This window comes from Allocatelliglobosispora scoriae (genome assembly GCF_014204945.1).
Taxonomy (GTDB): domain Bacteria; phylum Actinomycetota; class Actinomycetes; order Mycobacteriales; family Micromonosporaceae; genus Allocatelliglobosispora; species Allocatelliglobosispora scoriae.
This window is the reverse complement of sequence record NZ_JACHMN010000003.1, coordinates 1,889,806-1,908,716: the sequence shown is the minus strand read 5'-3', so window position 1 is coordinate 1,908,716 and position 18,911 is coordinate 1,889,806. Positions and strand designations below refer to the sequence as shown.

16 protein-coding genes are annotated in these 18,911 nt (G+C 69.8%); 3 read left to right on the top strand and 13 right to left on the bottom strand.

Going from position 1 to position 18,911, the window contains the following annotated elements:
- Positions 1-178 precede the first annotated feature (178 nt).
- Positions 179-1,399, bottom strand: coding sequence for a D-alanyl-D-alanine carboxypeptidase family protein (locus tag F4553_RS34750; protein ID WP_376776331.1), 1,221 nt, complete (start codon positions 1,397-1,399; stop codon positions 179-181).
- Between the two features lie 103 nt (positions 1,400-1,502).
- Positions 1,503-3,080 (bottom strand): pectate lyase family protein, encoded by a 1,578-nt coding sequence (locus F4553_RS34745; RefSeq protein ID WP_184845042.1) that lies wholly within the window; start codon positions 3,078-3,080, stop codon positions 1,503-1,505.
- A 312-nt stretch (positions 3,081-3,392) separates the two neighbouring features.
- On the opposite strand from F4553_RS34745, the gene F4553_RS34740 reads away from it, so the two are divergent.
- Positions 3,393-4,241: a S1 family peptidase gene (locus F4553_RS34740; protein ID WP_184845039.1), complete on the top strand. Its 849-nt coding sequence runs from the start codon at positions 3,393-3,395 to the stop codon at positions 4,239-4,241.
- 73 nt (positions 4,242-4,314) lie between these two features.
- On the opposite strand, the gene F4553_RS34735 is transcribed toward F4553_RS34740, so the two are convergent.
- The 8 genes from F4553_RS34735 to F4553_RS34700 all read right to left on the bottom strand — a co-directional run bounded on the left by F4553_RS34735 (position 4,315) and on the right by F4553_RS34700 (position 14,214).
- Positions 4,315-5,676 (bottom strand): permease prefix domain 1-containing protein, encoded by a 1,362-nt coding sequence (locus F4553_RS34735; RefSeq protein ID WP_184845036.1) that lies wholly within the window; start codon positions 5,674-5,676, stop codon positions 4,315-4,317.
- Between the two features lies 1 nt (position 5,677).
- The gene (locus F4553_RS34730; protein WP_184845033.1) at positions 5,678-6,028 is read right to left on the bottom strand and encodes a PadR family transcriptional regulator; all 351 of its coding nucleotides are present in this window, start codon (positions 6,026-6,028) and stop codon (positions 5,678-5,680) included.
- Positions 6,029-6,157: 129 nt separating this feature from the next.
- Positions 6,158-7,372 (bottom strand): cytochrome P450 family protein, encoded by a 1,215-nt coding sequence (locus F4553_RS34725; RefSeq protein WP_184845030.1) that lies wholly within the window; start codon positions 7,370-7,372, stop codon positions 6,158-6,160.
- Positions 7,373-7,381: 9 nt separating this feature from the next.
- The gene (locus F4553_RS34720; RefSeq protein ID WP_221470601.1) at positions 7,382-9,169 is read right to left on the bottom strand and encodes a hypothetical protein; all 1,788 of its coding nucleotides are present in this window, start codon (positions 9,167-9,169) and stop codon (positions 7,382-7,384) included.
- 40 nt (positions 9,170-9,209) lie between these two features.
- Positions 9,210-10,370, bottom strand: coding sequence for a flavodoxin-dependent (E)-4-hydroxy-3-methylbut-2-enyl-diphosphate synthase (ispG, locus tag F4553_RS34715; RefSeq protein WP_312875505.1), 1,161 nt, complete (start codon positions 10,368-10,370; stop codon positions 9,210-9,212).
- A 10-nt stretch (positions 10,371-10,380) separates the two neighbouring features.
- Positions 10,381-12,174, bottom strand: coding sequence for a 1-deoxy-D-xylulose-5-phosphate synthase (locus F4553_RS34710; RefSeq protein ID WP_312875504.1), 1,794 nt, complete (start codon positions 12,172-12,174; stop codon positions 10,381-10,383).
- A gap of 14 nt (positions 12,175-12,188) precedes the next feature.
- Complete coding sequence (locus F4553_RS34705; RefSeq protein WP_184845028.1) at positions 12,189-13,127, bottom strand: 4-hydroxy-3-methylbut-2-enyl diphosphate reductase; 939 nt, start codon at positions 13,125-13,127, stop codon at positions 12,189-12,191.
- A gap of 10 nt (positions 13,128-13,137) precedes the next feature.
- Complete coding sequence (locus tag F4553_RS34700) at positions 13,138-14,214, bottom strand: polyprenyl synthetase family protein (RefSeq protein ID WP_184845025.1); 1,077 nt, start codon at positions 14,212-14,214, stop codon at positions 13,138-13,140.
- 167 nt (positions 14,215-14,381) lie between these two features.
- Between F4553_RS34700 and F4553_RS34695 the strand changes: the two genes are divergently transcribed.
- Both F4553_RS34695 and F4553_RS34690 read left to right on the top strand, forming a co-directional pair.
- Positions 14,382-14,519 (top strand): hypothetical protein, encoded by a 138-nt coding sequence (locus F4553_RS34695; RefSeq protein ID WP_184845022.1) that lies wholly within the window; start codon positions 14,382-14,384, stop codon positions 14,517-14,519.
- A 371-nt stretch (positions 14,520-14,890) separates the two neighbouring features.
- Complete coding sequence (locus F4553_RS34690; RefSeq protein WP_184845019.1) at positions 14,891-16,327, top strand: pectate lyase family protein; 1,437 nt, start codon at positions 14,891-14,893, stop codon at positions 16,325-16,327.
- A gap of 184 nt (positions 16,328-16,511) precedes the next feature.
- Here F4553_RS34690 and F4553_RS34685 read toward each other — a convergent pair whose 3' ends face one another.
- The 3 genes from F4553_RS34685 to F4553_RS34675 form a co-directional block, all read right to left on the bottom strand.
- Entirely contained in the window at positions 16,512-17,357 is an 846-nt protein-coding gene (locus tag F4553_RS34685; protein WP_184845016.1) for an esterase/lipase family protein, read from the bottom strand.
- A 169-nt stretch (positions 17,358-17,526) separates the two neighbouring features.
- On the bottom strand, positions 17,527-18,375 hold the full coding sequence (locus tag F4553_RS34680; protein WP_184845013.1) for a hypothetical protein: 849 nt from the start codon (positions 18,373-18,375) through the stop codon (positions 17,527-17,529).
- 80 nt (positions 18,376-18,455) lie between these two features.
- Positions 18,456-18,818: a peptidase inhibitor family I36 protein gene (locus F4553_RS34675; RefSeq protein WP_184845011.1), complete on the bottom strand. Its 363-nt coding sequence runs from the start codon at positions 18,816-18,818 to the stop codon at positions 18,456-18,458.
- Positions 18,819-18,911 lie beyond the last annotated feature (93 nt).

Genomic DNA, 18,911 nt, shown 5'->3' with positions numbered 1-18,911 from the left:
GGCATACGGGCCCGACAGGCAGTCCGGTTACCGCCTGGCAGCGGCGTCCGGCCGGTTCGGCCCTTCGTCGCCGTGCCGAGCCAGCCGCACCGGTCCAACCTCGCCAAGCCAGCCTCGCCATGCCAGCCTCGCCAAGCCAACCGCACCGGGCCAGCCTCGCCGAGCCAGCCGCACCGGACTAGCCTCGCCGGGGTCGGCGGCCGCGCAGGATCAGCCCGGCCGCGACGGTGAATCCCGCCACCGCCAGTCCCGCGACGAGGGCGAACACCCACGTCCACCCGCCGCCGGATGCCGCAGCGGCAGCCGCGGGCTGCGGTGACCCCGGCGCCTGGGTCGACGACAGGTTGCCCGGCTGGACGAGCTCGCCCACGGAAGCATCGGCGGGCAGGCTGAAGCCCCAGTCCAGCAGCGCGGCACCCTGCTGCCAGCCGCGCTGCGGTCGAGGTTCGGCACCGAGCAGCGTCACGACGAGTCGGCGGCCGTTGCGCTCCGCCGCGCCGACATAGGTGTGGCGGGCCAGCGACGTGAAGCCGGTCTTGCCGCCGAGCGCGCCGGCGTACCCGTAGATGAGCTTGTTCTCGTTCTGGATCTGGTAGCCCTTGGGGTGCTTCGGGGGCTGGGCCGGCATGTTCGTGGTCCGCGTCAGCGCGTAGCGCACGAAGGTCTCGTCGGCGAAGCACGCCCGGGCGATCAGCGCCAGGTCGTACGCGCTGGTGAACTGGCCGCGGCCGTCGTAGCCGGACGGGCTCACCGCGTGCGTCTGCAGCGCACCGAGCCGGGCCGCTTCGGCGTTCATCGCCTCGACGCCGCCGAGCGCGGTGCCGCCGCCCAGCCGGGCCAGCGTGTTGGCGGCGTCGTTGCCCGACTGCAGCAGCAGACCCAGCCACAGCGTCTCGATCGAGTAGTGGCCGCCCTCGATCAGGCCGACCGCCGAGCTGTCCAAGGGGATGTCGACGTCGGCGTGGGTGATGGTGACGACCTGCTTCGGATCCAGCCTGCTCAGGAACGTGGCCGCCAGGAGCAGCTTCTGCACGCTCGCCGGGGTGCCGTACTCGTGCGCGCCGCAGGCTCCCAGCACCGCGCCGGTGTCGAGGTCGGCGACGATCCAGGAGATCGCGGTGTTGGCGGGCGGGCCTGGTACGCCGGGCGGGACGACGAGGCCCGTCGTCGCCAGCCCTTCGCCGCCCACGGCGGCCTGCTGCGGATCCGTGGCGGGCGGTGAGGGGCGGGGCGGGCGGGACACCTTCGGCGCGACGGCCTTCGGGCACGGAATCGGCGCCACCCGGGCCGGATCCATCGCGGCCGCAGGGACGCCCACCAATGCCACGGGGGTGGCGAGAGCTGCGCTGAGCAGCAGCGCGATCAGCTTCCCCCACCGGGCGGACCTGTACGAGACCATGGTCGGCAAGGTTATCGGCTGCCACCCGCAACCGCACACCCCGATCCGGGTCCGCCACGGGCGGGAGCCGTCGGTTGACGGCTCCCGCCCGTGTTCGCGGCGGCTAGAGCGCGTAGGTCTCGTACTCGGCGACCTTCGGCGTACCCGACGCGCTTGTGATCTTGAATGTGATCTTCTTCAGCGACGTGGCCGAGAAGGTGATGACGCCCGCCCCGCTGCCGGACTTCAGCACCGCGCCGGTGTCGGCGTTGACGACCTGCCAGGCCCCGATGAGGCCGGTGGCGCCGGAGGCCTCGCGGATGTTGATCCGCGAGATCGACTTGGCGGAGCTCCACTTGATCGAGATCTCACCGGTCGTGCCGGACGGCGACCAGAAGGTCGTCATGCTGCCGTCGAGGACGTTGCCGTAGCTCGTCCCGCCGCCCTTGCTGGAGCCGTCGGCACCGGCGCCGATGCTGAGGTTGGTGCCGGTGGGCTGGCTGGTCGAGGGCGACGGCGACGGGGTGGTCGACCGCGACGGGCTGGGCGACGCCGACGGGCTGGCGGTCCGCGACGGGCTGGCCGGCGGCGACTGCGGCGTGCAGCTGCCGTTCGACGTCTGCAGGCCGGTGTTGGCGCCCGCGGTCTGGCGGACGATGGCCGGCACGCAGCTCGCACCGTCGAGGCTGTAGGAGTAGGGGATGCTGACCGTGGTGGTGGACGGCATGCTCGGACCGGCCGGGTTGTTCTCGCTGCCGACCGCGGACCAGGTCACGTTGTCCAGGATGTTGCCGCTGGTCTGCCAGGTGCCGGCCTCGCTGGTGTAGAAGGTGCCGAGGATGTCCTTGGAGTCCTTGAAGTAGTTGCTGTCCACCTTGGCCTTGGCACCGGCCCGGGAGTTGATGCCGGACTCGTGCAGGTTCTCGTAGTAGTTGTTGTAGATGTGCGCCACACCGCCGCGCAGCAGCGGCGTACGCGAGTCGATGTTGCTGTAGTAGTTGTGGTGGAACGTGATGAAGCCGTTGGACCGGTCGCTCTCGCTCGACCCGATCAGGCCGCCGCGGCCGGAGTTGCGCAGGATGGCGTAGGAGAGCGTGACGTACTGGACGTTGTCCTTCATGTCGAAGAGGCCGTCGAATCCCTCCGACTCGCCGCCCGAGGCCTCCAGGGTGACGTGGTCGACCCAGATGTTGCGGACGGTGCTCTCCATGCCGATCGCGTCGCCGCCGTTGGAGGTGGGCGAGCCGGACTTCTTGACGTTCCGGACCGTCACGTTCTGGATGATGATGTTGCTGGAGTCGCGGATGTGGATGCCGAGCTGGTCGAAGACCGCTCCGCCGCCGACCCCGATGATCGTGACGTTGCTGATCTCCTTGAGCTCGATCACACCGGCGGCGGTGTTGCAGCTGTTGCCCGACACCTTGGCGGTGTTGCCGTGGTTGATGGTCCCCACGACCTCGATGATGATCGGGGTGCTGCTGCTGGCCCGGGTGCACAGGGCGGTGTGGATGGCGGTGCCGGTGGTGGCCCGGACCGTCGCGCCGCCCGCGCCGCCGGTGGTTCCGCCGTTGACGGACGCGAAGCCGGTGGCCGCGCCGACGGCGGCCGAGGCCTGGGTCATCGGCAGGGCCATGCCGATCGCCGCGGCGGTGGCCGCTGCGGCCCCGGCTGCCAGGAGTCGCAGTGCGACTGCTCGTTTCATGGTGGTCTCACCTTCGTTGTCGTGCCGGGAGCGAGTGGGGCGCAAGAGACCGCGCGGGACGGGCGCGGAGATCGGCGAGTTCGGTGCGTGCCGCCCTGCGGAGGAGGACATCGGGTGGCACTCGGTTCGTGCGGAAAGCGCTTTCCGTTACGTCGGACCCTAGCCACGGTCATCAAGTCATGTCAATGCTGGAGGGCAAACCTGCAACAAACCTGCACACGGCGACACCTCGGCATCCGTTGCACGTCGAGAGTGATCGATGGAATGCTGGCTATTCATCTATGACACTTGATGAATCTCCGGAGGCCCCCGATGCGCCGTTCCCTCCTCGCCGCCCTAGCCGCAGCCGCCCTGCTCACCGCGCCGGCACCGGCCGCTCAGGCCGCGCCCGCCGCGCCGCAGTCCGCGCAGGCACTGCTCAGCTCCGTGCACACCCCCGGCATCGCCTGGACGGTCGACCCCACGACCGGCATCACGACCGTCACCCTCGACGACACCGTCACCGCGGCGCAGGCCGCGTCGCTGCGGGCGGGCACGCAGCACGCCGGGGTGGTGATCCGCCGCGAGCACGGCACCCTGCGGACGCTGCTCGCCGGCGGCGACCCCGTCTACGGCACGTCCGCGCGGTGCTCGCTCGGCGCCAACGCCCGCAAGGGCACCACCTACTACATGATCACCGCCGGGCACTGCACCACCACGTCGGCGACCTGGTGGACCAACTCCGCGCGGACGATCGCGATCGGCACCCGCACCGCCACGAGCTTCCCGCTCAACGACTACGGCGCGGTGCGCTACACCAACACGGCGCTCACCCACCCCAGTGCCGTCAACACCTACCCGGGGCTGCTCACGATCAACGGGGTCGGCACTCCCTACGTCGGGCAGACGGTGTGCCGCAGCGGTGCCACCACCGGTGTCCGCTGCGGGACCATCACCGCGCTCAACGCCACCGTCAACTACGCCGAGGGCACCGTCTCCGGCCTGATCCGCACCAACATCTGCGCCGAGCCGGGCGACAGCGGCGGCCCCCTCTACGTCCCGTCGACCGGGCTGATCCTGGGGATCCTGTCGGGCGGCAGCGGCAACTGCACCAGCGGCGGCGTCACCTATTACCAGCCCCTGGCGGAGATCCTCGCCGCGCTCGGCCTCAGCATCCCCTGAGATCAAAACCACCATCCGGGTACGCCGACCGCCGCTCCCCCTGCGAGCGACGGTCGGCGCGGAACCCCTGCGGTCAGGCGTAGCCGAAGATCGGCGGGAAGGCGAACACCACGATCCATGCCCAACCGGCGTAGACCAGCAGGTAGTCGGTCTGCCACCGCTCCAGCCGCCGGAACGGTGACTTCCCGCCGAGGAAGCCGCCGAGCAGCACCGCCGACCAGGCGAGATTGGCGAAGAGGATGACGTTGAGGCCCAGCGCCGCCACCCGGTTGGGGGTGTAGCCGAAGGCGTCACCGGTACGCCCGTAGACCGCGATCAGCACCAGCACGTCGATGACGAGCGCGCTGATGACGAGGGCGAGCTGGAGCCGGTCGAAGATCCCGGGCTTGGCCATGGGGTCGCGGGCGGAGATCGAGTAGAGGATCAGCCCGAGCACCACGATGAGCACCACGTTGAACAGGATCAGGACGTCGCGGGTGACGTCGATGCCGCCCTTGGAGATGGTGAACGCGACGACGAGCGCGATGAGGACCACCGTGAACAGCGGGGTGAACAGCCGGGTCAGGACCGGCGCCATGTTCTCCACGACGCTCTGCTTCGCCTCGACCAGCCAGCCCGCGACGACCACGGCGGCGACCATCCCGCAGGGGACGAGCCACTTCGTGACGAAGGGGTCGACGTCGACGCCGATCGCCTGGAAGGTGGCGTAGGTGATGCCGGTGAGCACTCCGCCGCCGAGCCCGATCAGGACGAAATAGATGAACGCCTCGCCGGTGAATCTGATGAAGTCCATCCGCCGCTGGGCCGAGAGCCACTCCCCGCCGACGTAGGCGAACCCCACCACCAGCCACAGTGCCAGCGGCAGGTGGACGGCGGTGAGGCCCTCCACGGAGAAGTCCTCGGTGCCGCGCGCATCCTGGGCGAACACGTTGGCGCCGACGGCACCGAGCGTGAACAGCAGCACCAGGACGCCGATGCCCAGCGGCTTCATCCGGCGGGTCCAGGCGAAGAACGCCGCCAGCGGGATCAGTCCGAAGAGCGCGAAGTTGCGCGTCCAGAAGTCGTCGTCGAAGTCGACGCCGAACAGGGACGGCACCTTGACCGCGATCGCCGCGATCCCCGCGCACACCACCATCGGCAGCCAGCCCAGCCAGCCGGACTTCGACCTGCCGGTGTCACCGGCGAGGACGAGCTGCTTCCACAGCCGGTCGGAGTGCTCCCGCGCGAACTCCCGGGACAGCTCGTCGAGGCCGCCCATCCGCTTCACCGCGACGAGGAACGCCTCGTCGGGGCGCAGTCCCGCCTCGATGAGCTCGGCGATGGTGGACCGCAGGTGGTCTTCGAGCTCGTCGGCGTCGGGCTGTTGCAGCTCGCGGCGCCGCTGGACGAACGCGCGCCACTGCGCGATCTGCCCTTCCACGACATCGTCGGTCACGTCATGCCTCCAGCAGTGGGTGGGTGGTGGTGTGCCAGGCACCCTTCAGGGTGTCCATGACCGTGGTCCATTGCCGCCGCTGCTCGGCGAGCTCGGCGCGGCCCTGGTCGGTGATGAGGTAATACCTGCGGCGGCGGGCGCCATCCGTCTCGCGCCAGACGGATGCGACATGGCCGAGCCGCTCCAGGCGGTGCAGCAGCGGGTAGAGCATCCCCTCGGTCCAGTCGAGCTCGCCACCGGAGAGCTCGTTGACCTGCTTGAGGATGGCGTATCCGTAGCTTTCGCCCTTGGCGAGGATGGCCAGCACCAGCGGAGTGGCCGCAGCGGCGACGAGATCCTTGGTCAGACGCACATCGATCCTCCCTATACCTTGAACTGTTAGGCATAGTAGTGCAAGGTATGGGCTCGGGGCCACGCCGGTCACACAACCTGCACACAAAACGGGGCCCCGGTCACCCGGGGCCCCGTTGCGGAACAGGCGTCACACGGTGAAGGTCACCGGCAGGGCGTCCATGCGGTGCAGGTGGTAGCTCTGGTTCCAGGTCAGCTCCTGCACCGGGACCGCCAGGGCCAGGTCCGGCAGCCGGCGCAGCACGGTGGTGAAGGCGACCTCCGCCTCCAGCCGGGCGAGCGGCGCGCCGAGGCAGAAGTGGATGCCGTGGCTGAAGCTGAGCATCTGGCCGGTGTTGCGGTGGATGTCGAACCGCGACGGGTCCGTGAAGACCGCCGGGTCGTGGTTGGCGGCGGCCACCGAGATCACCACCTGCTCGCCCGGCTCGATCGCGAACCCGGCGATCTCGGTGCGCTCCGCGGCGTAGTAGTAGGTCACCGTGGAGCCCGGGGGGTCGTAGCGGAGCATCTCGTCGACCGCGTTCGGCATCAGCGACGGGTCCGCCCGCAGCGCCGCCAGCGCCTCGGGGTGGGTCAGCAGCGCGACGATGCCGTTGGCGATCAGGTTCATCGTCGTCTCGAACCCGGCGATGAGCAGCAGCAGCGCGTTGGACTTCACCTCCAGGTCGGTGAGCTGGTCGTCGTCGACCTGGGCGGCGACCATCGCCGAGAGGAGGTCGTCGGCGGGCTCGACCCGGCGGCGGGCCGCGAGCTCCGTCAGGGACGCGTCCAGCCACTGGTTGGCGGCGATGACCGCGGCGAAGTCGGAGAACGCGTTGATGCCGGTCATGAGGGTCGCGTGGTGGGCGAACTCGGCGCGGTCCTGCGCCGGTACGCCGAGCATCTCGCTGATCACCGCGACGGAGAGCGGCTGGGTCAGCGTCGGTACGAGGTCGGCGCTGCCCTTCGGCGCGATGACGTCGATCAGCTCGTCGGTGATCTCCTGGACCCGGGCCCGCATCTCCTTCACCCGGGGGCGGGTGAACGCCTTGGAGACGAGGCGGCGCAGCCGGGCGTGGTTCGGCGGGTCCGCGAAGAGCATGTGCTGCGGCATCTTGTACTCGTCATGGGCGAGGGGGTGGAACATGCGCAGTTCGGGCGCGGCGGCTTCGATACTGCGTACCAGGCGGGGGTCGTTGAGCGCCTCGCGGGCCTCGCGGTTGCCGGTGACCATGACCGCCGCCTGCCCGTCGGGGAGCGTGACCCGGTGCAGCGGCGAGCGGCTGCCAAGCGCCGTGAAGAGCGCGGCGGGATTGCCGAACACCTCGGTGGCGAGCGCCACCCGGGAGCTTTCGTGCTGAGACATGGTGATCCTTTACCGGTAGCTGGGAGTGGGGTGGGCCGGTTCGGCGGCGGTGTCGTAGGCGCGGTCGCCGGCGATGGCACCGGGCTGGGCCTCGATGAGGCTGCCCAGGCCGATGGCGAAGTACATGCCGGACCACCACTGCTCCAGCACGAGGCTCGCGACCGCCTGGCAGTAGGGGTCGTCGAACCCGCTCGCGTACGCCGATCGCATCACCTCGGCGAAGTTGCCGCAGTATTCACTGTCCACGTAGGACAAAAACGCCGGCACGGTGATCTCGCCGTCGCGCAGGAGCTTCGGGACGACGTAGGAGTAGAGGACCACGCTCATCGCGAGCACCCCGGCCTCGACGGCGTCGCACAGCGGGACGCTCAGGGCCACCTCGCCCCGGTGCCACTCCCCGCCCACGAGGACCTCGTAGGGCAGCGGTCGCCGCGACACCGCCAGCGACTCGGTGCCGACCGGTAGGCGAGGGGTGAAGTCCTCGGCGTAGCAGTCGGCGAGCAGCCCGGACCGGTAGAGGTCCCGCTCGGTGGCCTCCGCGCACGAGTCGATGCCGATCACGTAGTAGCGCCAGATGTCGTGCCGGTGGTTGGACATCTCCCACATGCAGGTGCCGATCGTCGTCATGCACCCGGTGAAGCGCTCAGGGCGTACCCTGCCGTCGGGGGTGAGCTGGCTGTTGAGCATCCACACCGACCGCTCGTAGCACTCCAGCAGCGCCGAGGTCGTCACCGAGCCGCGCGTCATCGCCAGGACGCTCTGGTTGCACTCGCCGTTGCGCAGGTCGGGGCCGAGGTCGACCCAGTCGTTGGTCAGCCCGCACAGCATCATGTCGTCGCGCCCGGCGACCCCGGGGTGGAACGACAGGTAGTGCGCCCAGCCGCCGCTGTCGAGGGCCTTGAAGTCGCGCCACCAGTCGCGGTCGCGGTGCACCCAGGCGGTGAGCCCGTCGGTCGGGTTGTCGCGGACGGCGGCCTCGTCCTTGCGCTTGGTGTCGAAGAACGCCATCGAGGTCAGCATGTGCAGCCGCCGCACCACCAGGTCGACCGGCAGGCCGGGCACGTCCCACATGTGGTTGAGGTCCTGCAGGACCCGCTCGGCCCGCTGCTGCCCGAACGAGGCGCTGTCGAGGTTGTACTCGAAGTAGAAGGCGTAGGCGAGGAAGATCACGTAGTCCTGCCGCCAGTCGTCGCCGCCCGGGAAGTCGTTGGTCAGCAGCGACATCAGCCAGGCGCCCAGGCCGACGGTCGGCAGCGAGGCGATGCCGGCGAGGCCGAACTCCTCCATCACCTCCGCCCACGCGGGGCTCGTGCACAGCCCGGGATGCGACTTCGTGGTCCGTCCCCCGTTGGCGCCGCTGCGCGCCGACGCCAGGATCGCACCGGCCGAGTCGTCGCCGATCTCCACCGGTGCCTGCCAGATCCGGCGGCTGTCGCCGAGCCCGGACCGGGCGGCGCTGATGTCGCCGAGCAGCGCGCACGCGTGCTCGGTCATCTCGGCGCAGGCCCGGTTGCGCTGCTCGAACTCGGTGCCGAACGCGCCGGGATACTGCTGCAGGACCCGCCACGCCGCGACCGGGTCGTAGAGGGACGTGCCGTATTCGGGTCGCGTCCCGGCGGCGGCGACGTGCTCGGCCAGCGGCGAGCCCGCGATCGCCTTGCGTGTCCAGAGCAGGTCGAAGGGGTTCGCGGGGGTGCCGTCGGGTCCGTTGACACCGATGGCGGGTGCGGCGGGGCCGTCGCGGTGCACCCGCTCGACCACCTCCGGCCAGAGCTGGGTGGTGCGCTCCACACTCATCTTTTCGTGCTCCCTGTTGCGTTGTCGTGCGGGACTGCGGTCAGGCGGCGACCAGGACTTCCGGGGTCGCGTCGTCGCTCTCCTCGAGCTGGAGGCGGGCGGCGAGCTTGAGGGCCTCCTCGATGAGGGTCTCGACGATCTGGGATTCGGGTACGGTCGCGATGACCTCGCCCTGGACGAAGATCTGCCCCTTGCCGTTGCCGGAGGCGACACCGAGGTCGGCCTCGCGCGCCTCGCCGGGACCGTTGACGACGCAGCCCATCACCGCCACCCGCAACGGATAGGGCAGCCCTTCCAGCCCGGCCGTGACCTCCTCGGCGAGCTTGTAGACGTCGACCTGGGCCCGCCCGCACGAGGGGCAGGAGACGATCTCCAGCCGGTGCGGACGCAGGCCGAGGGATTCCAGGATCCCGATGCCGACCTTGACCTCCTCGACCGGCGGGGCCGACAGCGAGACCCGGATCGTGTCGCCGATGCCCTCGGCGAGCAGGATCGCGAAGGCGCTCGCGGACTTGATGGTGCCCTGCATCAGCGGTCCGGCCTCGGTGACACCGAGGTGCAGCGGGTAGTCGCAGGCGGCGGCGAGCTGCCGGTAGGCCGCGACCATGACGAGCGGGCTGTGGTGCTTGACCGAGATCTTGATGTCGGTGAACCCGTGCTCCTCGAACAGGGAGCACTCCCACAGCGCCGACTCGACGAGCGCCTCCGGCGTGGCCCGGCCGTACTTCGCGAGCAGGCGCTCGTCGAGGGAGCCCGCGTTGACGCCGATCCGGATCGGGATCCCGGCGTCGCGGGCGGCCCGGGCGATGTCGCCGACCTTGTCGTCGAACTTCTTGATGTTGCCGGGATTGACGCGCACGGCGGCGCAGCCCGCGTCGATGGCGGCGAAGACGTATTTCGGCTGGAAGTGGATGTCGGCGATCACCGGCAGCGTGGACTTGCGGGCGATCACCGCCAGCGCGTCGGCGTCGTCCTGGCTGGGGACGGCGACCCGGACGATCTGGCACCCGGCGGCGGCGAGCTGCGCGATCTGCTGGAGCGTGGCGTCGACGTCCGAGGTGAGCGTGGTGGTCATGGACTGGACGCTGACGGGGGCGTCGCCCCCGACGGGGACCCGGCCCACCATGAGCCGGCGGGAGATCCGCCGGTCGGCCAGGACGCGCGGAGCGGAAGGGGGCATGCCCAGGGAGATGGCGGTCACGGAAAGGCCCTTACTGTGTCGGTCGGCGGTGCAGGCGCAGCACCAGGTCGGTGATGCCCTGCGGGGTGAGCCCGGCGGCGGCGAGCAGGTCGGCCCGGCTGCCGTGCTCGATGAAGGAGCGGGGCAGGCCGAGGTTGCGGACAGGGGTGGTGACATCGGCGTCGGCGCAGGCCTGGGCGATCCCGGCCCCGACGCCGCCGACCCGCGTACCGTCCTCGACGGCGACGACCAGCGCGTGCCGGGCGGCGAGGCCGGGCAGGGCGGGGTTGACCGGCAGCACCCAGCGCGGATCGACGACGGTGGCGCCGATCCCGTGCGCCGCGAGCAGCTCGGCCGCCCGCAGGCACTCCCCCGCCAGGACGCCGACCCCCACCAGGAGCACGTCGGCGGGGAGGTCGCCGGGCACGGCCAGCACGTCCATGCCGTGCACCGTGTCGACGGCGGCGATGTCGGCACCGGCGACGGCCTTCGGGAAGCGCAGCACGGTCGGCCCGTCGCCGACCCCGATCGCCTCGGCGAGCAGGTCCCGCAGCCGCTGCGGGTCGCGTGGGGCGGCGACCCGCAGCCCGGGGACCATGCCCAGCAGCGCCAGGTCCCAGATGCCGTGGTGGCTGGCCCCGTCGGGCCCGGTGATCCCGGCCCGGTCCAGGACGACGGTCACCGGCGACCGGTGCATCGCGACGTCCATCAGGAGCTGGTCGAGTGCCCGGTTCAGGAACGTCGAGTAGATCGCGACGACCGGGTGCGCCCCGGCGAGCACGAGTCCGGCGGCCGACGCCATCGCGTGCTGCTCGGCGATGCCGGTGTCGAAATACCGCTCCGGGAACTTCGTCGCGAACTGCAGCAGTCCCGTCGGGCCGCCCATCGCCGCGGTGATCGCCACCAGGTCCGGGCGGGACTGCCCGAGGTGGCACAGCTCCTGCGCGAACACGTCGGTCCAGGTCTCGTCGACCTCCCGGTACGGATTGCCGGTCGCCACGTCGATCACCCCGACGGCGTGGAAGTTCTCCAGCTCGTCGTTCTCGGCGTGGGCGTAGCCGTAGCCCTTGCGGGTCACGCAGTGCACCACCACCGGTCCGCCGAGGTCGCGGGCCTGCCGCAGCGCGCGCTCCACCGCCGGCTCGTCGTGCCCGTCCACCGGCCCGACATAGGCCAGCCCCAGGTGGGTGAAGAAGTTGCCGTCCTCCGCCGACGAGATGGTGCGCAGCTCGGACAGGTGGTCGGCGATCCCGCCGATCGTGGGGCCGTAGGAGCGCCCGTTGTCGTTGAGCACGACGATGACCGGCCGCTCCGGCGCCCCGCCGAGGTTGTTCAGCGACTCATAGGCCAGGCCGCCGGTGAGCGCGCCGTCGCCGAGCACGGCGACCACGCGGCGGTCGGTGTCACCCCGAAGTTCCAGAGCCTTCGCCAACCCGTCCGCGTACGCCACGGCGGTGGACGCGTGCGAGTTCTCGATGACGTCGTGCTCGGATTCGGCGCGCGACGGGTAGCCGGACAAGCCGTCGGCCTGCCGCAACCGGTCGAACCGCTCCGCCCGGCCGGTGAGCAGCTTGTGCACATAGGCCTGGTGCCCGGTGTCGAAGAGCAGGGTGTCGGTCGGCGAGCGGAACACCCGGTGCAGGGCGATCGACACCTCGACCAGGCCCAGGTTGGAACCGAGGTGGCCACCGGAGGCCGCCACCCGGTCGATGAGGAAGTCCCGGATCTCCCGCGCCAGTGCGGGCAGCTCGTCGGGTCGCATTCGGCGTACATCTGCTGGACCGGTGACCCTGCTCAACAGGGCCAGGTCGGGCAACGCTGCCACGATGGAAGCTCCTTCTAGGGACTCGTCGTCCGCAAGCCGGCCGGCAGTGCGAAACGTTCCGTCTCCACGACGGTGGTGATCGGTTCGACATCGGCGTAGCCGTGCTCGGCGAGCAGGCCGAGCAACTGTTGGATCAGCAGTTCGGGGGCGGACGCACCGGCGGTGACCCCGACGGTCTCCACCCCGTCGAGCCACTCGGGCCGCAGCTCGTGCGGCCGATCGATGAGGTACGCCGCGTCCGCCCCCGCCTGCCGGGCCACCTCGACGAGCCGGATCGAGTTCGAGGAGTTCTGCGACCCGACCACCAGGACCAGCTGGCAGCGGTCGGCGATGAGCCGGACCACGTCCTGCCGGTTCTGGCTGGCGTAGCAGATGTCGTCGCTCGGCGGGTTGCGCAGCTGCGGCAGCCGCTCCTTGAGCCGCTGCACCGTGCCGGTCACGTCCTGGACGGCGAGGGTGGTCTGCGACAGCCACACCACCCGGTCCGGGTCCACCCCGGCCAGGTCGAACTCGCCGTCGTCGGGGTCGACCACCCGGATGCGGTCCGCCGCCTGGCCGACCGTACCGACGACCTCCTCATGATCGGCGTGCCCGACCAGCAGGATGTCGTATCCGTCCCGGTCGAACCGGCGCGCCTCGGCGTGCACCTTGCTCACCAGCGGGCAGGTGGCGTCGACGAAGGTCAGCCCCCGCTCCTCCGCCTCCGCCCGCACCGAGGGCGCCACCCCGTGCGCGGAGAAGATCACCAGCGACTCCGCCGGGATCTCGTCGAGCTCCTTGACGAAGACCACGCCCCGGGACGCGAGGTCCCCGACGACGTAGCTGTTGTGGACGATCTCCCGGCGTACGTAGATCGGCGGTCCGTAACGTGCCAGCGCGGCTTCGACGATCTCGATCGCCCGGTCGACGCCCGCGCAGTAGCCGCGCGGTGCGGCCAGCAGTACCCGTCCCATCTCGACTCCCTCAGTAGTCCCGCCGCACGCAGCCGGCGATGAGCGACTCGAGGACGGGCCGGACCTCGTCGGCGATCTTGACGGACTGCAGGATGTCGTAGGCCTCCGCGGCCCGGTCGGCGATCATGGTCTCGGTGACCGCGACCGCTCCCGTGCCGGTGATGATCTCCCGGACGATCTGCGCCCCGGCCTCGTCCAGCTCGGGGTCGCCGACCAGGCGGTCGAGCTCGTCGATCTGCAGTGCGGTGGCGCGGGCCCGGGCGGCGGCCATCAGCACGGTGGCCTTGCCCTCGCGCAGGTCGTCCAGGTCCGACTTGCCGGTCCTGGCCGGGTCGCCGAAGACTCCCAGCAGGTCGTCGCGGAGCTGGAACGCCACCCCCAGCGTCTCGCCGAGCTCGCCGAAGGCCTTGCTCAGCTCGGTGTCGCCGCCGGCCAGCGCCAGCCCGATCTGCAGGGGCCGCTCCACGGTGTATTTGGCGGTCTTGAACCGCACCACGCGCAGCGCGGTCTCGACGGTGCCCGGATCGGCCTGCTCCCGCAGGTCCAGGTACTGCCCGCCGATCGTCTCGGTCCGCATCAACATCAGGATCCGGCGGGCCGCGGCGACGTCGGCGGCGGGCAGCCCGCAGCCGGAGAAGAGCTCCTCCGACCAGGCGAAGCACAGGTCGCCGCAGAGGATCGCGGTCCCCGTCCCGAACAGGTCGCTGTCGCCCCGCCAGCCTTCCCGGCGATGCATCCCGGCGAGGCTGCGGTGCAGCGTCGGGTGGCCGCGCCGGGTGTCGCTGGCGTCCATGATGTCGTCATGGATCAGCGCGAAGGCGTGCAGCAGCTCCAGCGACGCCGCGGCCGGGATGATCCCGTCCTCGGTGGCCCCGCCGAGGGCGAGGTAGCCGTAGTAGCAGAAGGCCGGCCGCAGCCGCTTCCCGCCGGCCGTGACGAACCGGCTCAGCTCCGCCAGCACCGCCTGTGGCGCCGCCTCCGGCCAGAGCGCACCCTGGGTCGAGAGGAAATCGGCCAGGGTCTCGTCCACTCGCCACCGGAGCTCGTGGGGCTCCAGGGCGGCACGCGTTTCCGTAAATGTGTTCATGTGACTACCTTCGCCTTATGGAATGACTGGTTCCGTTTCCCCATGAGGCGAATAATTCGCCGGACTCACGGCGATATTCGGGGCTGCATTTCCTCTGTAAAGCCATGGGCGGTCGCCGCCACGGCCTGAATTCACGCTATCGGCGCGACCTCAAGAAGGGGTCGAAGATGAGCGGACAGATCGATATTTCAGCTCACCACGATCGATGCCGAACCGGCGGCGAGGGCTGCGCAAGCGTGGAGAACACGCAGGAAGAACTCGCGGTGTGCGCCGTCACGTCCGGCGAGTGGCACATCGGTCAATAGCCGATACGCAACCTGTATTTCTACTGATGACAGGATTTTCCGCCGGAGCTCCGGAATCCGATGATCCGACTCGTCGGCGGCACGGCAGGCGATCGGCATTCCATTGGCGGAATGGACGTAGTCGGCCGGGTCGAGCCGCGCGCATCTCCCGCCGTGCGCGCCACCGACGGCACCCGCCTCCGTGACTCCACTGCGGGCGAGCAGACCATGAAGATCAATGTGAGCGCTCCCATTGGCATGCCCATCGCATTGACAGCCATATGCGCCCTGGCTAGCCTTCCGGATTGGAAAGCGCTTTCCACCCGCTCCCCAACCTACCGCGGGCGGCACGCCAATGCCGCTCGCGGTCCATACCTCGGAGGTCCCATCCGATGTCTCACCTCACTCCACGGACGTCGACCACGCACTTATGGCGTCGGCGTACCGCCGTCACCGCCCTGTTCAGCCTCGTCCTGGCCGCGGTCGGCGCGGCCGTCGCGGCACCCGCCCACGCCGTCACCATCGACACCAACGCCTGGTACACCATCGTGTCGCGGCACAGCGGCAAGGCGATCGACCTCTACAACTTCAGCACCGCCGACGCAGCGCCCATCGTCCAGTGGGCCCGCAACGACGGCTACCAGCAGCAGTGGCAGTTCGTCGGCGCGGGCAGCGGCTACTACAAGCTGAAGTCGCGCCACAGCGGCAAGTTCCTCGAACTGCCCAACGCCAACGACGGCACCGGGCTCGTCCAGAACCCGGACAACGGCAGCACCCGCCAGCACTTCGCGGTGCGCGACACCGACAGCGGCTACGTCAAGTTCCTCAACCGCCACAGCGGCAAGGCCCTCGACCTGTGGGAGTGGTCCACCACCGACGGCGGCATCATCAGCCAGTTCGCCGACCTCGGCGGCTGGAACCAGAACTGGCAGCTCATCAACACCGGCTCCGGCGGCGGAGGCGGCGGCGGGTCGCAGACCGGCCTCGTCGGCTGGGCCACCCAGGGCGGCGGCACCACCGGCGGCGGCAGCGCCTCGGCCACCACGGTCACCAGCTCCTCGGCCCTGGCCAGCGCCGTCTCCGGCACCACCGCCCGCGTCGTCCGGATCTCCGGCACGATCTCCTGCTCCGGCATGATCACCGTCGGGTCCAACAAGACGATCCTCGGCAACTCCGGTGCCACCATCGCCGGCTGCGGTCTGAACGTCTCCAACGCCAGCAACGTCATCATCCGCAACATCGCCTTCCGCGACTGGGACGACGACGGGATCAACGTCCAATACTCCACCCGGGTCTGGATCGACCACAACAGCTTCTCCAACGGGTACGACGGTGCGGTCGACGTCAAGCGCGCCTCCGACTACGTCACCATCTCCTGGAACCGGGTCTTCAACCACGACAAGTCCATGCTGCTCGGACACAGCGACGACAATGCCGGCGAGGACGCCGGCCACCTGCGGGTGACCTACCACCACAACTGGTTCGACGGGTCCAACCAGCGCCACCCCCGGGTGCGCTTCGGCAACCCCGTGCACGTCTACAACAACTACTACAACGGCAACGGCGGGTACGGCGTGGCCTCCACCTGCGGGGCCGGCGTCCTGGTCGAAGGCAACTACTTCGAGAACGTCGACGACACCTATCACCGCGGCGAGGGCTCCTCACCGGTCGGCGGGCTGGTGGCACGCAACAACTACTTCGTCGGCTCCAGCGCCGGCGGCACCGGCGGCAGCGTGGCGAGCATCCCGTACTCGTACACCCTGGACAGCGCGAGTGGCGTCAAGGCGAGCGTGACCGCGGGAGCGGGCGCGGGCCGCATCACGGTGTAGCGCAATCCTGGGCGGGCCGGCCCCCCGGCCTGCCCAGGTCCTCGACCTACTCGGAGCTCCCGTGGTGAATGCACACCGACGGGGTCCCACCCGGCCTTGATCGTGCTGTTTCCCGGAAACAGTCCCCTCACCCGGTCTGCGAGGGGACTGTTTCCGGGAAACAGCACGATCAAGGGGTGCAGGCCTACGTGGAGGAGCTGTAGTACACGGCGTTCCTGGCCCACTGGACCGGGTTGACGCGGGCGGCGTACGCGCTCCACGCAGCACCGTTGTGCGAGAACCGGGAACTGTAGGTACCCGTGCTCGCCGTGATCAGCTCGGCGTGCTGCAGACCGGCCGCCAGCTGGTACTGGATCTTGTGCTGGCCGTTCATGTAGGTGGCCGACGCCGCGGTCACGATCTCGTCGGCGTAGGAGCCGATGTTCGTCCAGTCCGTCTGCATCGCCGACTCCGGACGCGCCGTCAGCCCCTGCAGGAACGTGCTGCCCGCCGACATCTCCGAGCACTGCGTGTTGTTCACGAAGATGCACAGGCCACCGGCGACGATCGCACCGTCATGCGGGGTGCCCAGCGTCACGACGTCCTCGACGTAGAGGTAGGCGGGCCAGCCCGCGGTCTTCTTCGCCACCTCGGTGAGCGCGGACCGGATGATGAGCCCGCCCATGGAGTGGGCGACCACGTCGACCTTGACGCCGTTCTTCGAATACGTGGTGTAGATCCAGTTCGCCAGGTCCTTGCCGATCGTCTTGATCGACGAGTTCAGGCTGCCGGCGTACTCGTGGGAGCAGCTGGAGTCGTCGGTGTAGTAGCCGTAGGTGACCCGTGCACCCGTCCAGCCGGTGCTGCTGAACAGGGACGAGGCCTTCGACCAGTAGGTGCTGCAGTTCGTGCTGCTGTAGCCGTGGATGAAGATCACCGGGTTGCTCTGGCCGTTCGCCCGGGCCGGTGCGGCGTAGGCGGGCGTCGTGGCGATGAGCGAGGCGCCGAGGGCGAGGGCCAGGGCTGCCAGCAAGGCTGCGGTACGTCGCATGCGGGTCCTTTACGCGAATGGGACGTTGACCGACGTCGAATGGATCATCGGTTGGCTGCCGATCATGACCGCGGCGGATTGGCGTGTCAATGGGTGCATCGCGAACCGGCGGAAGGCACCAACTGCGCTTGTGGTCGATGTCGGACAATCGACGCCCGCAGGAGAACGTCTACCGCCCCAGGATCGCGTGGGCCGCGGCGAGCTCCTTCTGCATCGCGGCACCGACCTTCCGGAGTTCGACGGCATTCCGCTCGACCAGTTCCTGCTGGATGCGCAGCTCGGCGGCGTACCAGGCCTCGATCAAGCTCGTCTGCTCTTTGCACCGGACATCGGCGACGGCGACCGCCACCTCCTGCCGGGACGGGCCCGCGGCGTCGTCCGCCCACCATCGCGCATCGGAGATCGCGGCGAACGGGTCCGGGTAGTCGAAGCCCAGCCGGCGGACGCAGTCCCGCCACGAGCGCAGCGCCGCCGCGACCCGGGGATCGCGCTGGGAATCGTCGAGCGAGCCGCGGTCCAGCCGTTGCAGCAGGCCCTGGCCGGCATCCTCGTCCGGCCGCAGCCGCTGCGACGCCTGCGGCCCGCAGCCGCCGGCGCCGAAGGCCGCCGCCTTCTGAGCCTCGCTCAGGCTGCTCTCGCGCTGGTCGTAGCTCTGCTCGACCGCCACCGGAGTGAGCAGCCCGGCCGGGACGTGGTAGCCCACCCGCTCGGCGATCCGCATCTCGACCACGCCGTAGCGGCGGCGGTTGCGCAGGTCCGGCAGGTCCGTGGGCCGGTCGACGACCTCCCAGGCCAGTCCCTTGGCCCGCATGCACTCCCCCGTCAGCACGTCCTCGGCGTTGGAGATGGTGTAGAGCTCGGACAGCGAGTAGGAGTAGGCGTCGAAGGGCAGGCGCAGCGCCTCGACCGCCGCGGTGGGCGCGAAGTCCAGAGCCAGGTCAGGAGAGCGCGGGGGTACGGGAGCAGCGCAGCCGGCGAGGAGGAGGACGGCGGCGAGAAGGCTGATCGGTCGCAGCATCACGAATCCTTGCTCTAGTGCCGAAGGTGGGAAAGGTGCTGGGACACCGATGCCCCGGGTCCCAGCACCTTGTCGGGGAACTAGACCCGCTTCAGGGAGCTGGCCTTGTTGGAGAAGCCGTTGTTCCCGAAGTCCGAGTCGTAGGAGTTGGGGTTGGCGGTGTAGGTGAGCGAGCCCGAGCAGCCCGGGAAGTCCCACAGCTTGACGTAGTAGCCGCGGTAGTTCCGCATGGCGTTCGCGTCGTCGGCGATGCCGCTGCCCAGGTTGGTGCAGCTCGTGGTCGGGTGGTAGGTGTACTGGCCACCGGCGTAGCCGGCGGTCTCGTACAGGCAGAACGTGTCCCCGGGGCAGTCGGCGGCCGCCGGGCTCCCGACGGCGCCGATGAAGAGCACCGGCAGAACGGCTGCTCCCAGTGCCGCCATGATCTTCTTCGTACGGGTCATTCGGATACACCTCCATGGTGGTGGTAGTAGCTGGTACGGGACTATTTCCGACGATAGAACTAGCGAATGTTGTCGATGTGTGGGCAATGTGTA

Bases quoted from the DNA above. Each gene is read 5' to 3' on its own strand.
- F4553_RS34750 (WP_376776331.1), bottom strand. From the start codon at position 1,399: ATGGTCTCGTACAGGTCCGCCCGGTGGGGGAAGCTGATCGCGCTGCTG.
- F4553_RS34745 (WP_184845042.1), bottom strand. From the start codon at position 3,080: ATGAAACGAGCAGTCGCACTGCGACTCCTGGCAGCCGGGGCCGCAGCG.
- F4553_RS34740 (WP_184845039.1), top strand. From the start codon at position 3,393: ATGCGCCGTTCCCTCCTCGCCGCCCTAGCCGCAGCCGCCCTGCTCACC.
- F4553_RS34725 (WP_184845030.1), bottom strand. From the start codon at position 7,372: ATGTCTCAGCACGAAAGCTCCCGGGTGGCGCTCGCCACCGAGGTGTTC.
- F4553_RS34720 (WP_221470601.1), bottom strand. From the start codon at position 9,169: ATGAGTGTGGAGCGCACCACCCAGCTCTGGCCGGAGGTGGTCGAGCGG.
- F4553_RS34705 (WP_184845028.1), bottom strand. From the start codon at position 13,127: ATGGGACGGGTACTGCTGGCCGCACCGCGCGGCTACTGCGCGGGCGTC.
- F4553_RS34700 (WP_184845025.1), bottom strand. From the start codon at position 14,214: ATGAACACATTTACGGAAACGCGTGCCGCCCTGGAGCCCCACGAGCTC.
- F4553_RS34695 (WP_184845022.1), top strand. From the start codon at position 14,382: ATGAGCGGACAGATCGATATTTCAGCTCACCACGATCGATGCCGAACC.
- F4553_RS34690 (WP_184845019.1), top strand. From the start codon at position 14,891: ATGTCTCACCTCACTCCACGGACGTCGACCACGCACTTATGGCGTCGG.
- F4553_RS34685 (WP_184845016.1), bottom strand. From the start codon at position 17,357: ATGCGACGTACCGCAGCCTTGCTGGCAGCCCTGGCCCTCGCCCTCGGC.
- F4553_RS34680 (WP_184845013.1), bottom strand. From the start codon at position 18,375: ATGCTGCGACCGATCAGCCTTCTCGCCGCCGTCCTCCTCCTCGCCGGC.
- F4553_RS34675 (WP_184845011.1), bottom strand. From the start codon at position 18,818: ATGACCCGTACGAAGAAGATCATGGCGGCACTGGGAGCAGCCGTTCTG.